Annotated in this window: 14 protein-coding genes and 1 pseudogene; 14 read left to right on the forward strand and 1 reads right to left on the reverse strand. The window is 50.8% G+C overall.

What is annotated here, in order from left to right; genetic code table 11:
* The first annotated feature begins 137 nt into the window (after positions 1–137).
* The 5 genes from IRJ17_RS08625 to IRJ17_RS08645 all read left to right on the forward strand — a co-directional run bounded on the left by IRJ17_RS08625 (position 138) and on the right by IRJ17_RS08645 (position 4,288).
* Positions 138–767 carry a SurA N-terminal domain-containing protein gene (locus tag IRJ17_RS08625; protein ID WP_122964305.1) on the forward strand — a complete coding sequence of 210 codons (630 nt, stop codon included), beginning with the start codon at positions 138–140 and terminating at the stop codon, positions 765–767.
* A 127-nt stretch (positions 768–894) separates the two neighbouring features.
* On the forward strand, positions 895–2,403 hold the full coding sequence (locus IRJ17_RS08630) for a spore germination protein (protein WP_122964306.1): 1,509 nt from the start codon (positions 895–897) through the stop codon (positions 2,401–2,403).
* 26 nt (positions 2,404–2,429) lie between these two features.
* A complete protein-coding gene (locus tag IRJ17_RS08635; RefSeq protein ID WP_242774316.1) occupies positions 2,430–3,608 on the forward strand; it encodes a Ger(x)C family spore germination protein in 1,179 nt (392 codons plus the stop codon).
* Positions 3,609–3,627: 19 nt separating this feature from the next.
* Positions 3,628–3,855, forward strand: a complete 228-nt coding sequence (locus IRJ17_RS08640) for a hypothetical protein (protein ID WP_122964308.1) — start codon at positions 3,628–3,630, stop codon at positions 3,853–3,855.
* A gap of 82 nt (positions 3,856–3,937) precedes the next feature.
* Positions 3,938–4,288 (forward strand): DUF2512 family protein, encoded by a 351-nt coding sequence (locus tag IRJ17_RS08645; protein ID WP_063230832.1) that lies wholly within the window; start codon positions 3,938–3,940, stop codon positions 4,286–4,288.
* A gap of 199 nt (positions 4,289–4,487) precedes the next feature.
* Here the strand turns inward: IRJ17_RS08645 and IRJ17_RS08650 are convergent.
* Positions 4,488–4,727, reverse strand: a pseudogene (locus IRJ17_RS08650) (SDR family NAD(P)-dependent oxidoreductase); the annotation flags it as partial.
* A gap of 339 nt (positions 4,728–5,066) precedes the next feature.
* On the opposite strand from IRJ17_RS08650, the gene coxB reads away from it, so the two are divergent.
* The 9 genes from coxB to paaK all read left to right on the forward strand — a co-directional run bounded on the left by coxB (position 5,067) and on the right by paaK (position 12,678).
* A complete protein-coding gene (gene coxB / locus IRJ17_RS08655) occupies positions 5,067–6,086 on the forward strand; it encodes a cytochrome c oxidase subunit II (RefSeq protein WP_122964309.1) in 1,020 nt (339 codons plus the stop codon).
* Positions 6,087–6,145: 59 nt separating this feature from the next.
* Positions 6,146–7,993 (forward strand): cytochrome c oxidase subunit I, encoded by a 1,848-nt coding sequence (ctaD, locus tag IRJ17_RS08660; RefSeq protein WP_122964310.1) that lies wholly within the window; start codon positions 6,146–6,148, stop codon positions 7,991–7,993.
* Complete coding sequence (locus tag IRJ17_RS08665; RefSeq protein ID WP_122964311.1) at positions 7,993–8,619, forward strand: cytochrome (ubi)quinol oxidase subunit III; 627 nt, start codon at positions 7,993–7,995, stop codon at positions 8,617–8,619. Before ctaD ends, IRJ17_RS08665 begins: the two co-directional genes overlap by 1 nt.
* Positions 8,620–8,622: 3 nt before the next feature.
* The gene (locus IRJ17_RS08670; protein WP_122964312.1) at positions 8,623–8,940 is read left to right on the forward strand and encodes a cytochrome C oxidase subunit IV family protein; all 318 of its coding nucleotides are present in this window, start codon (positions 8,623–8,625) and stop codon (positions 8,938–8,940) included.
* Between the two features lie 298 nt (positions 8,941–9,238).
* On the forward strand, positions 9,239–9,538 hold the full coding sequence (locus IRJ17_RS08675; protein ID WP_122964313.1) for an EthD family reductase: 300 nt from the start codon (positions 9,239–9,241) through the stop codon (positions 9,536–9,538).
* A 3-nt stretch (positions 9,539–9,541) separates the two neighbouring features.
* Positions 9,542–10,003: a hotdog fold thioesterase gene (locus IRJ17_RS08680; protein ID WP_063230839.1), complete on the forward strand. Its 462-nt coding sequence runs from the start codon at positions 9,542–9,544 to the stop codon at positions 10,001–10,003.
* 96 nt (positions 10,004–10,099) lie between these two features.
* Positions 10,100–10,492 (forward strand): PaaI family thioesterase, encoded by a 393-nt coding sequence (locus tag IRJ17_RS08685; RefSeq protein WP_063230840.1) that lies wholly within the window; start codon positions 10,100–10,102, stop codon positions 10,490–10,492.
* Positions 10,493–10,522: 30 nt separating this feature from the next.
* A complete protein-coding gene (locus IRJ17_RS08690) occupies positions 10,523–11,305 on the forward strand; it encodes an enoyl-CoA hydratase-related protein (RefSeq protein WP_063230841.1) in 783 nt (260 codons plus the stop codon).
* A gap of 44 nt (positions 11,306–11,349) precedes the next feature.
* Positions 11,350–12,678 carry a phenylacetate--CoA ligase PaaK gene (paaK, locus tag IRJ17_RS08695; RefSeq protein ID WP_122964314.1) on the forward strand — a complete coding sequence of 443 codons (1,329 nt, stop codon included), beginning with the start codon at positions 11,350–11,352 and terminating at the stop codon, positions 12,676–12,678.
* The last annotated feature ends 34 nt before the right edge of the window (positions 12,679–12,712 follow it).

Consider the following 12,712-nt stretch of genomic DNA (forward strand, 5'->3'; position numbering starts at 1 on the left):
CTTTCCGTGAATGACGATCGCCAAATCGGCACATGATGATATAAAATGTGGAAAAGTTGTGTAAAGGCTTTTCCATTTTTCTACCGCATCTCCTGGCTATACTTGATGGGCAGAACATTGAAAGAGAGGATATCCACGTGAAGAAGTTTGATGTTTCCATACTCTCAGTTGCCATTTTACTGACCGGACTGGCTGTACTCGGTGTCTATCAGGCAGGAGAAGCGAAGAAAGATCCGGTTCTGGTAAAGGCCGGTGATACCTCGATTACGCAATACCAGCTGTACGATGAAATGAAAAGCACGTACGGCAAGCAAATGATACATGAGATGGTCGCTCAATCTTTGATTTCGCAGGAAGCCAAGGCACAGAAGATCCAGGTCACCAAAGAGGAAATGGACAAGGAAATCGCCTCGATGAAACAGCAAGTCGGCTCCGAGGAAGCTTTTCAAAGCTATCTTCAGGGAATGGGGCTAGACGAAAAGAAGCTTCGTGAAAAGATGTCTGTCCTGATGACCCGCGACAAGCTGCTCGACAAGGCATTCCCGGTCACAGATGAGCAAGTGAAACAATATTACGATGAAAACAAACAGCAGATGGGATCGCCAGCGCCGGAATTTGAAAAGGTGCGGGATCAGATCAAATCTGTTTTGGCCGATAAAAACCGCAGCGAGAACTACAACAACTGGCTGAATGACATCCAGAAAAACCACAAGGTAGAATGGTACGATCCGTCTTTTGACGAGCCGAACAAGCCCGCTGCCGGATAAACCAGCTGAAAAGGCGTCTCTTCCCGATTGAACGGGGGAGGGCGCCTTTTCTTTTTGATGTTTTCGTTTAGTAACAGACTCGGGTGGAAAAACTGGATAAATAATTGCCAATGTAAGGAGCAATGAGATGGCTCAGATTGGCCCTCGCCTGGATGAGAATGTTCATTTTGTGAAAGAGTCGCTTGGGTACAGCAATGATATTGTAATTCGCGAACTGGTGCTGGATAGCCGGGAGCCTGTACGTGCTGCGATCCTCTACACGGATGGGATGGTCGACTCGCACATGGTACAGGGCGTTTTGATTAACAGTCTGCTCTACAAGACCCGGTTCAAAGAAATAGAGCTGGAACGAGAGGAAGATCTCGTCCCTTTTTTAAAGGATGCGGTTCTGACCGTTGGAGATATCGGAGACGTCAACAATTTTCCCGAGCTGTTTACAGCCATGCTTTCCGGCTGTGTCATCATCCTCATAGACGGCTATGAAAAAGCAATGGCCATCGGCTTGCAGGAGTGGAAAGACAGGGGAGTGACCGAGCCTACAGCGCAAACGGTCATTCGCGGGCCGAGGGAAGGCTTTACGGAAAGTCTGCGGACGAATATCACTCTTTTGCGCAGAAGGATCGCCAGCGAAAAGATGTGGGTGGAAACTAGGCGAATCGGGGAAGTGACGAAGACCGAGATCGCCGTCGTGTACATCAAAGGTCTGGTCGAGGAAGGCGTAATCGAGGAGGTTCGCAACAGGCTGGATCGGATTGATGTGGACGGCCTGATGGAGAGCGGGATGATCGAGGAACTGATACAGGATGCGGCGTACACTCCTTTTCCCACGATTTCCAATTCCGAGCGTCCCGATGTGGTTGCGGCGAATTTGCTGGAGGGGAGAGTTGCCATCATAGTCGATGGGACTCCGTTCGTTTTGACTGTCCCTTCTTTGTTTGTCGAGTTTTTTCATTCGGCTGAAGACTACTACCAGCGGGCTGATTTCAGTACGTTGATTCGGATGCTGCGCTTTGTCAGCTTTTTTATCGCCTTGCTCGCGCCGTCGCTCTATATTGCGATCACGACCTTCCATCAGGAGATGTTGCCGACACAGCTTTTGATCAGCTTGGCCGCGCAGCGTGAGGGCGTGCCTTTTCCCGCGCTGGTAGAGGCGCTGTTGATGGAGATCGCGTTCGAAATTTTGCGAGAGGCGGGCATCCGCATGCCGCGTGCGGTCGGTCAAGCGATCTCCGTTGTCGGAACGCTGGTCATCGGACAGGCGGCGGTAGAGGCGGGAATCGTCTCGGCAGCGATGGTTATCGTCGTGTCGATTACGGCGATCTCCAGCTTTATTTTTCCCGCGATCAACATGTCGATTCCCGTGCGGATTCTCCGGTTTCCGTTGATGATTTTGGCAGCTTCCTTTGGGATTTACGGGATTATCGTCGGAGTGCTTGGGCTGGTTCTGCATTTGTGCAGCCTGCGTTCGTTTGGCGTACCCTACATGAGTACATTCGCCCCGTTTTCCTTCAAAGAACAGCGTGATGCGATCTTGCGCGCGCCGCGCTGGATGATGGACAAACGCCCAGAGTCGATCACCAAACGAAACATGCGCCGTCAATCTCCGAATTTGAAGCCGAAGCCGCCAGAGCATTAAGGTAAAAAGGCAAGGAGTGAACTTCTATGAAAGTCATCAAAGTGCTTCTCTGCTTGACACTTGTCTTCCTGCTGGGCGGTTGCTGGAATCGCAAGGAGCTGAACGATCTGGCGATTTGCGTCGGCATCGGAATTGACAAGGTAAAGACCGGGTATAGCGTGTCTGTCCAGGTCGTGGACCCGGCTGAGGTGGCAGCCAACAAAGGCAAACCGGGGAGGGCTCCTGTTACGCTGTTTACGATGAGCGGTGCCACTGTATTTGAAGCTCTCCGCAAAATGACGACGATATCGCCGCGGAAAATTTATATGTCGCACACGAGGATGCTGATTTTGGGGGAGGAACTGGCACGGGAAGGAATTGCGCCTGTGCTTGATTTTGTTTCGCGCGATCACGAGTTTCGGACGGATTTTTACATTGCTGTGGCTCGCGGTACGACAGCTCACAACATCTTGAAGGTCATTACGCCGTTGGAGCAGATTCCCGCCAATGAGCTGTTCGCTTCCTTGGAGACGTCGTCCAAAGCGTGGGCGCCAACCGCCGCGATTACCCTTGATCAACTGATTGCGGACTTGACGAATAAGGGCAAACAGGCGGTACTGACGGGCATAAAGCTGACAGGCTCGCCGGAGGAAGGGGATCAGCGCGAAAATGTGGAGCAGATTGATTCCAACGTGCTTTTGCAGTACACGACACTCGCTGCCTTTCGGGGAGACAAGCTGATTGGCTGGCTCAACGAGAAGGACAGCAAGGCGTACAACTACATAACCGGAAATGTCAAAAGTACGGCTAGCCTTCCGTGCAAAGGGGGAGGGCGCCTGACGATGGAAATTATGAAGTCGAACTCCAAGGTGAAAGCCATCCTGAAAAATGGCAAGCCGGAAATCATGGTCGATATTCACCTGGAAAATGACATCGGCGAAGTGCAGTGCAAAATCGACCTGACCAAAATGGAGACGATCGAAGAAATCCAAAAAGAAGCCGAAAAAGGCATGGTTGCTACAGGAATGCGGGCGGTCACTTATGCGAAGCAGCATGAAGTGGACATTTTCGGATTCGGAGATGTCATCCACCGCCAGTATCCGAAGGTGTGGAAACAACTCGAAAAAAACTGGAACAAGGAATTTGCCAAGCTCCCGGTTCACATCAAGGCAGAAGTGAAAATCAGGCGACTGGGAACGATCAACAACGCTTTCAAGGAAAAATGAGTGATCAGGAGGGGGAGTCATGTCGGTATTGACGGTAGTCTTCATCTCCATCGTCGTCAGTCTGTACGAGCTGCCCAGGCTGATCCGCAAGAAACAGCGAAAAGAAACGATTGTGTTTATCGTCATGCTCGTGATCAGTGTCGGGATGTATGCCGCTACACAATTTGGTCTTGTGCCCAACCCTGTCTATGCGATGGAAATCATCTACAAGCCGATGGATGACTGGATCAAGCAGTGGCTGCATTGAGGACGGAGGCTTGTTGCCGCGAGGATTGCCGCTGGAAAGCGGGGCATACTGAGAAGACCTCAGCAAAGGAGTGGAAACACACGTGGACGGTCTTTTGATGAAGCTTCTGGTAAGCCCGATCTTGGTTGTTTTGGCTGATGCCCTCTTTCCCGAGGTGAATTTTGCGAACCTGTACCAGTCTGTCGGTGTCGGCTTTGTCCTTGCTCTTGCCGGATTTTTTCTGGACAGGGCCATTCTGGCTCCAGGCAGTCTGTGGCTTACAACCGCCATTGATTTTATCATCGGTTTTCTGATTGTATACGGCAGCATCGTCTTTTTGCCTGATGCCCAAATCTCGGCAATGGGAGCGGGATTTGTCGCCATCTTTTACGGTGTGGCCGAATACTTGCAGCATACATGGCTGCTTCGTGCGATCCGCTCGGAAAACACATAGAGGTGCCATTGTTGCCGGGACAGCCCCGTCCATCTGCGAAAAGACGGGGCTGTCTTTTTTTCTGCGCGCGCGTCAATCGTTTTTCGAAGGAGCCAGCTTTTTGGTTGCGATCCGTTCGATCCAGCTCCAGGCGCAACGATTCGCTGAAGCCTCCGTATGCGCATCCGGCATTGTTGAGCAACAGGTCGATTCGCCCGTGGCGATCCGCGATGTCGGCGATCGCCTGTTCGATCTGGGGAGGGCTGGTGACATCCAAGGAAATCACTTCCATATGTTCGGTTGCTATATGCAAGTTTGCGAGTTTGTCAAGTGGGCCTCTTTTTTGCGGGTCGCGCATGGAAGCAATTACGTAAAATCCAGCCTTGACTAATGCCACAGAAGCGTGCATGCCGAAGCCGCTGGAGGAGCCAGTGATTAGTGCAATTGGTCTTTTTTTCATATATTTCTCCTTTAAGTTGCCTAAACTGGTTACATTTATCTTAAAAGTTCACAAATTTGTTCATAAATTTGTTAACAAAATGATAACAAATAGCCTTTAGATTAAGGAAAATTTATGTATACTTAAATGGTTACCACGCATTGGCAGGAGTCTGCAATCTCGGCCCTTTTGCTCCTTCTGTTTGTTTTTGGGATGACTGCTAATACTTTTCCTGATTGGGTATGATAGTTGGGGAAGGAATAGATAGCCATCCTTGTGCAAAATTGAAAGAGCAAAAAGCTTCTAGTTTGTATGCGTGGCTAGAACGTTACCAACACGAAGAAAGAGGGGTTCATTGGTATGAAGGGTTGGCAACAGTTTTGGCGTCAGCTTTCTCTGTTTGGTCTGCTGGCGCTGGTGTTAACCGGGTGTGGCAAAGATGAGCTCTCAGCGCTCAAGCCTTCCGGCCCGGTTGCTTCGATGCAGTATGACCTGATGAAGCTGTCCTCCGCTATCATGATCGGCGTCTTCATTGTCGTTATGCTGATCTTTACGTACGTCCTTATCCGATACCGTAAGCGTCCAGGGCAGCAAGGCGTTCCAAAGCAGGTCGAAGGCAATCATGCACTTGAGATTCTTTGGACAGTAATTCCTTTCCTGCTCCTGATTGTGATGGCGATTCCAACCGTTACAACCGGTTTCGCCCTGCACAAGGAATTTCCAAAAGAGGAAGCGCTTCAAGTGAAGGTAACCGCTCACCAGTTCTGGTGGGAGTTCGAGTATCCGGATCTGGGAGTAGCAACCGCACAAGACCTGGTTCTGCCAGTTGGCAAAAAGGTTCAGTTCCAAGTGACCTCTGCTGACGTTATGCACGCATTCTGGATTCCTGCTCTGGGCGGTAAAATCGATACCAACCCGGGACAAGAAAACAAGATTTGGCTGCAAGCAGACAAAACAGGTATTTTCTACGGAAAATGCGCGGAGCTCTGTGGAGCGTCCCATGCCTTGATGGACTTCAAGGTAGAAGTAATGGACCAGACTGCATTTGACAGCTGGGCAAACGGCATGAAGGGCGTTCAGTCCAAAGAGCCGGTAGCCGCTACAGCTCCAAGTGCTGCACAAGGTCAAGAAATCTTCAACAAAAGCTGTCTCGGCTGTCACGCCATCGCTGGAAAAGGCGGAAAACTGGGTCCAAACCTGACCAACTTCGCAGATCGCGAACGCGTAGCAGGTATTCTTGCCCACACGCCTGAAAATCTGGCAGAGTGGCTCAAAGATCCGCAAAAGGTAAAACCGGGCAACAACATGCCTAACCTCAACCTCGACGATGCACAAGTGAAAGCGCTTGTAGAGTACATGTCTACACTCAGCGTGAAGTAACTACCGTAATGAAATGACATTTCGTCATAGGCAGTGACGCTTAAAAAGGAGGTAAACCTGTGTCTGCACATGCTTCTCACGCACCCGCACCAAAACGTTCAGGGCTGTGGGACTGGCTCACGACAGTGGATCACAAGAAGATCGCGATCCTGTACTTGATTGCCGGTGGTATTTTCTTTCTCGCCGGTGGTTATGAGGCCCTGTTGATCCGTTTGCAGTTGATGTATCCAGAAGCTTCTGTAGTTGGTGCCAAGACGTTTAACGAATTGATTACCATGCACGGCACGACGATGATTTTCTTGGCGGTCATGCCAGTCATTTTCGCGCTGATGAACGCAGTCGTTCCGCTTCAAATCGGAGCGCGCGACGTAGCGTTCCCTTTTGTTAACGCTCTCGGTTTCTGGTTGTTCTTCTTCGGAGGAGTGCTCCTGAACACCAGCTGGTTCCTTGGCGGAGCACCAGATGCCGGATGGACATCTTATACCACTTTGGCTTTGAACCAATATAGCGGCCGCGGAGTAGACTTCTACGTTCTCGGTTTGCAAATTGCCGGTCTCGGTACGCTGATCGGTGGTATCAACTTCCTTGTTACCATCATCAACATGCGTGCTCCAGGGATGACATTCATGCGCATGCCAATGTTCACCTGGGCGTCTTTTATTACATCCGGTCTGATTCTGTTCGCTTTCCCGGCGATTACAGTAGGTCTGGTTCTCTTGATGTTCGACCGTTTGTTTGGCGGTAACTTCTTCAACCCGGATGCGGGTGGTAACGTTGTCATTTGGGAGCACTTGTTCTGGATCTTCGGTCACCCCGAAGTATACATCCTGATTCTCCCGGCATTCGGTGTTATTTCTGAAATTATCTCCACCTTTGCAAGAAAGCGCCTGTTCGGTTACAGCTCCATGGTATTCGCAACTGCGCTGATCGGCTTCCTCGGTTTCATGGTGTGGGCTCACCACATGTTCACAACTGGTTTGGGCGCCATTGCCAACACGCTGTTCGGTCTGGCTACGATGCTGATTGCGGTACCTACGGGTATTAAAATCTTTAACTGGCTATTGACCATGTGGGGCGGACAAATTCGCTTCCCTACCGCAAACTTGTTTGCAGTAGGCTTCATTCCGACATTTACGATCGGTGGTATGACAGGGGTTATGCTCGCGGTTCCGCCAGCTGACTACCAATACCATGACAGCTACTTCGTAGTAGCTCACTTCCACTACGTTATCGTAGGGGGTCTCGTCTTCGGTCTGTTCGCCGGTCTTTACTACTGGTGGCCGAAAATGTTCGGTAAAATGCTGAATGAAACAATCGGTAAATGGAACTTCTGGACGTTCTTTATCGGTTTCCATCTTACCTTCTTCCCGCAACACTTCCTTGGTCTGATGGGGATGCCGCGCCGCGTCTTCACATACCTGAAAGGTCAGGACCTGGATGTAGGGAACTTTATCAGTACCATCGGTGTATTCGGTATGACGATCGGTACAATCCTGTTCCTCATCAACGTTGTCGTTGCAGCAAAAGGCAAACGCGCACCTGCGGACCCGTGGGATGGACGCTCGCTGGAGTGGACAATTCCGTCGCCGCCGCCTGAGTACAACTTTGCCCAAACACCTCTGGTTCGTGGTCTGGATGCATTCTGGATCGAGAAAATGGCTGGCAACAAAGGCATGACACCTGCTGAACCGCTCGGTGACATCCACATGCCATCGCCATCGTTCCTGCCGTTCCTGATGTCCGTCGGTCTGTTCATTGCAGGCTATGGCTTCATGTACCACAACTACGTTGTAGTAGCGATCGGCTTGATTTTGACTTTCGGATGCATGTTCGCACGTTCTGTAAAAGACGATCCTGGTTATCATATTCATGAGGATGAAATCGAAGAGAAAGGGGTTAAGGCTTAATGGCTACACATCACGCAAATGCAGTTTTACCTGATGAACCGGAAAAAGCCACCCTTGAAGGCAAGAACAAGATTCTTGGCTTCTGGCTCTTCCTTGGTGGAGAGACTGTTCTTTTCGGTTCGTTGTTCGCAACTTTTATCGCGCTGCGTGATCAAGCAAACGGCGGACCGACGTCCCAGCAACTGTTTGACATGCCGCTGGTTGCAGCTGCAACACTTCTTTTGCTTACCAGTTCGATGACAAGTGTTATGGCTACACTCGCTCTGCACAAGAAAAACTTGAAAATGATTCAAGTTTGGCTGACCATCACTGTATTGCTCGGTCTCGGATTCCTTGCCCTGGAGATTTATGAGTTTGTGCATTATGTGCATGAAGGACATAAAATCTCGACAAGTGCATTCGGCTCTGCGTTCTACACATTGGTTGGCTTCCACGGGGGTCACGTAGCGTTCGGGATTCTCTGGATCACTTTGTTGCAGTTGTCGGCAGTGAAGAAAGGCTTGACGGTAGTAACGGCTCCTAAGTTCTACCTGGCCTGCTTGTACTGGCACTTTATCGACGTAGTATGGGTATTCATCTTTACCGTGGTATATCTCATGGGTATGATCGGTGGAAAGGTGGGATAATCTATGGGAGCACACGCTCATAATGAAGAGGTACGCAAGCCGAAAGTAAAACACGACGGTCCAAAAAGACACGTTGTAGCTTTCATCGGATCTCTCGTATTGACCGCACTTGCATTTATTGCTGTTGCGTATGAAGTGATTCCGGTAGGTTTTACCGTACCGTTCATCGTCGTCTTGGCTTTCATCCAGGCGTTCTTCCAACTGTTTGTTTGGATGCACATGGATCAAAAAGGCCACGAGTTCGCACGGATCAGCATTTTCGCCGGGCTGTTCGTGATCCTGCTTGCAGTAATCGTCTTCGTTTACTGGGTGTGGATCTAGAACGCTTGGCAAGGGCAAGAGGGCAGACCAAAAGTCTGTCCTCTTTTTTTCGGGCTGTCAGAAGTCATTTCTGGCAGCCATTTTTTTGTACTATCGAGCGGGAATTGAGATAAGCATGGGATAGGAGCGGCTTTTCGGGAAGGGAGGGAGCAGACAGAGTTTTCTCGCTTTTTGAAAAATACTTGCACCTATCTACAAGGCTTTATATAATAAAAATATCAACATGCGTTAAAATAACGTTATATTATTAAGTCGTCACATATTTTGTGAAAATAAATGAATGAAAGCAGGGATCGCAATGGTGAAATTGGTGGCAATTTATCGCAAGCCGGAAGATATCGAGGCTTTTGACAAGCACTATTTTGAAGTGCACGCTGCACTCGCTGAGAAAATGCCTGGCTTGATCAAGATGGAGGTAAGCAAAGTATACGGCACGCCGATGGGCGAATCCGATCTGCATCTGCTCGCAGAAATGTACTTTGAAACGAAGGAAGCCTTGTTGGAAGCGTTGTCATCTCCAGAGGGGCGTGCAGCAGGAAAAGACTTGCGCGGTTTTGCAGGCCAAGTAGTGTCCATGCATTTTGCCGAAGTGGTTTAACGTATGGGAACAAAATCGTTTGTTGACGAGCGCGAGCTGCATCATAAACATTACGACGAGATTTGCGAAAAGCTGAAACAAGACCAGTTCGCCCAGTTTTTGGGAGTCAAGCTGATCGAGCTTGGCGAGGGGACTGCGACAGCAGAGGTGACGGTGGCCGATCATATGTTGAATGCGCACGGTACAGCGCACGGCGCCATCATTTTCTCCCTGGCTGATTTTGTTTTTGCCGCAGCCTGTAACTCCTACGGAAAAACATCTGTTGCGCTCTCGATGAACATCGGATTTTTGGCCGCAGCAATGAAAGGAAACCGGCTTGTGGCAACGGCTACGGAAGAGAAGAAGAACAACCGGACAGCCTGGTACCGCATCCGCGTAGAATCCGAGCACGGCCTGGTAGCGACATTGGACGCACTGGCTTATCGGAAAAATGAATACTTCATTTCGCTGGACGACAAGGAATAACCAAATGCACACACAAAACGGAGAAAGGAAGCCGAATGCCGCGTGCACAGGCTCCTTTCCCTGTTTCACGAGGATACCAGACACGGGGGCGAGAGGATGACAGTGGAAATCCGCAATCGATTCAATCACTACCTGGGCATAGAAGTCGTACACCGAGATGAGCAGGGCTGCAAGGTAGCACTGAAAATTCGCCCTGAACTGTTCAACAGCATAGATGGGGTCGTACATGGTGGCGTGACGGCGACGTTGGCTGACGTAGCGATGGGACATGGAGCTGCGCCACATGTAGACGGCGTGCAGCAATGCGTTACGGTAGAGAGCAAAATTCAATATTTGTACCCTGCCCGCGGGGAGAGGCTGGAAGCTGAGTCTCGCGTTTTGAAGCAGGGCAAGAGCCTGATCATTATGGAGGCGCGCGTCACCTGTGACGGCAAGCTCGTTGCTTTTGCCACGGGAACGTATGCGCGGGTCAATCCCAATCGAAGCTAAAGAGAATGGTTGCACGAGGAGGGGATAGAAGTGGAAGAAACGGTTCGCTTTGAACGAGACGGCCATGTGGCGATCATCACGCTCAACCGTCCGGATGAGCTGAATGCACTGAACTACGCTACATTGGAGCGGCTGGGTGATCTGATTGAACAAGTGCGGCTTGATTCAAAAGACATTCGGGTGCTGCTGATAAAAGGCGAAGGCCGGGCGTTTTGCGCAGGAGCTGATTTGAAAGAGCGGCGCACGCTGAACGAACAGCAAGTCCGCAGAAACGTCCGCAAAATTCGCGATGTGTTCACTGCGCTGGAACGATTGCCGCAGCCGACGATCGCGTTGATCAACGGCTTCGCTTTCGGTGGTGGATTTGAACTAGCGCTCGCTTGTGATTTCCGCTACGCCGTGGAGGAAGCGAAAATGGGGCTGACCGAGGTCAGTCTGGGCATCATTCCCGGAGCGGGCGGAACGCAGCGTCTGTCGCGTTTGATCAGTCCGGCGAAGGCGAAGGAACTGATTTTGACAGCCCGGCGCATTCAGGCGAACGAAGCTTGCCGCTTGGGGATATTGAATGGAGTTGCGCAAGACGGGGAACAATTGCTGGAGCTGGCAATGGGGCTGGCCCAAGAGATTCTCGGCAACGCACCGCTCGCCGTCTATCAGGCAAAGGCGGCCATCGACCGCGGAAGCAGCGTCGATTTGCAAACAGGGCTGGACGTGGAAACGATGTGCTATGAAGTCATTATCCCAACGAAAGACCGCCTGGAAGCGCTGGAAGCTTTCCGCGAAAAAAGAAAGCCTGTATTCAAGGGAGAATAGGCGATAGCTACAAAGACATAACGTGACGGAATGAGGGAAACGGCATGATCTTTAATACAGAAATGGAAACGTTGTCAAGAGAAGAGCTGACAAAGCTTCAAGTGGAGCGTTTGAAAGAAACGGTGGCGCGCGTCTACGAACGAGTGCCTTTTCATCAAAAAGCTTTTGACGAAGCAGGCGTAAAACCGGAAGATATCCAGTCCATCGAAGACATTCAGAAGCTGCCGTTCATGAAAAAAACCGATCTGCGAGAAAATTATCCGTTCAAGCTGTTCGCTGTGGACATGAAGGAAGTAGCGCGCATTCACGGTTCGTCCGGCACAAAAGGCAAGCCGACTGTTGTAGGCTACACGAAGAAAGACCTGGAAAACTGGGCGGAAATCGTCGCTCGCGCCATTTGCTGTGCGGGCGGCCAGCCAGGGGATATTTTCCACAACGCTTACGGTTATGGCCTGTTTACGGGCGGTCTTGGCCTGCATAACGGAATCGAGCACATGGGCGCGGTAGCGGTTCCTGTATCCGGGGGCAATACTTCCCGGCAAATTACACTAATTGAGGACTTCCAGCCACGCGGGATTGCAGCCACTCCGTCTTACGTGCTCAACATCGTCGAAGAAATGAAAAAGCAAGGCATAAACCCGCGGGAGACAAGCGTGAAGTACGGCATTTTCGGGGCCGAGCCATGGTCGGAGGAAATGCGCGTTCAGCTCGAAGAAGCGCTCGACATCAAGGCGGTGGACATTTACGGATTGAGCGAGGTCATGGGACCGGGCGTATCGATCGAATGCCACGAGGCCCAGGATGGCTTGCACATTGCGGAAGATCATTTCTACGCAGAAATCATCGACCCGAATACAGGTGAAGTGCTGCCGCATGGACAAGAAGGTGAGCTTGTCTTCACTTCCCTGACGAAAGAAGCATTCCCTGTCATTCGTTATCGCACAGGAGATATCGCATCGCTCAACCCGGAACCCTGTAAGTGTGGCCGCACCACCATGCGCATGTCCCGCATCAAAGGCCGTGTAGACGATATGCTCATCATTCGCGGCGTCAATGTGTTCCCGACCGAGATCGAGTCTGTTTTGCTGACCTTCAACCAGTTGGCTCCGCACTATCAGGTAGTGATCGAGCGCGATGGTGCATTGGATCGCTTTGAGGTGCACTGCGAGCTGACCGAGAAGTACGCCAGTGAAATCAACGGAAATGAAAGCGCTGCGTTGTCGCATCTTGTAAAAGAGATCGGGCATATGATCAAAAATACATTGGGTGTGTCTGTCGTGCTGCGGATTCAACAACCAAATTCCTTGACGCGCAGCGAAGGAAAGGCGATTCGCATTGTGGACAATCGGGGCAAAGCCCAGGCAGCGATCTAGCTGGCGAGTTTCCTAACGACTCGACTACCTGCGA

The sequence above is a fragment of the Brevibacillus parabrevis genome (genome assembly GCF_022701015.1).
Classification (GTDB): Bacteria; Bacillota; Bacilli; order Brevibacillales; family Brevibacillaceae; genus Brevibacillus; species Brevibacillus parabrevis.

Excerpts from the sequence above, each read along its gene's own strand:
- IRJ17_RS08630 (WP_122964306.1), top strand. The coding sequence starts at position 895 with ATGGCTCAGATTGGCCCTCGCCTGGATGAGAATGTTCATTTTGTGAAA.
- IRJ17_RS08635 (WP_242774316.1), top strand. The coding sequence starts at position 2,430 with ATGAAAGTCATCAAAGTGCTTCTCTGCTTGACACTTGTCTTCCTGCTG.
- IRJ17_RS08640 (WP_122964308.1), top strand. The coding sequence starts at position 3,628 with ATGTCGGTATTGACGGTAGTCTTCATCTCCATCGTCGTCAGTCTGTAC.
- coxB (WP_122964309.1), top strand. The coding sequence starts at position 5,067 with ATGAAGGGTTGGCAACAGTTTTGGCGTCAGCTTTCTCTGTTTGGTCTG.
- IRJ17_RS08665 (WP_122964311.1), top strand. The coding sequence starts at position 7,993 with ATGGCTACACATCACGCAAATGCAGTTTTACCTGATGAACCGGAAAAA.
- IRJ17_RS08670 (WP_122964312.1), top strand. The coding sequence starts at position 8,623 with ATGGGAGCACACGCTCATAATGAAGAGGTACGCAAGCCGAAAGTAAAA.
- IRJ17_RS08675 (WP_122964313.1), top strand. The coding sequence starts at position 9,239 with ATGGTGAAATTGGTGGCAATTTATCGCAAGCCGGAAGATATCGAGGCT.
- IRJ17_RS08680 (WP_063230839.1), top strand. The coding sequence starts at position 9,542 with ATGGGAACAAAATCGTTTGTTGACGAGCGCGAGCTGCATCATAAACAT.
- IRJ17_RS08685 (WP_063230840.1), top strand. The coding sequence starts at position 10,100 with ATGACAGTGGAAATCCGCAATCGATTCAATCACTACCTGGGCATAGAA.
- paaK (WP_122964314.1), top strand. The coding sequence starts at position 11,350 with ATGATCTTTAATACAGAAATGGAAACGTTGTCAAGAGAAGAGCTGACA.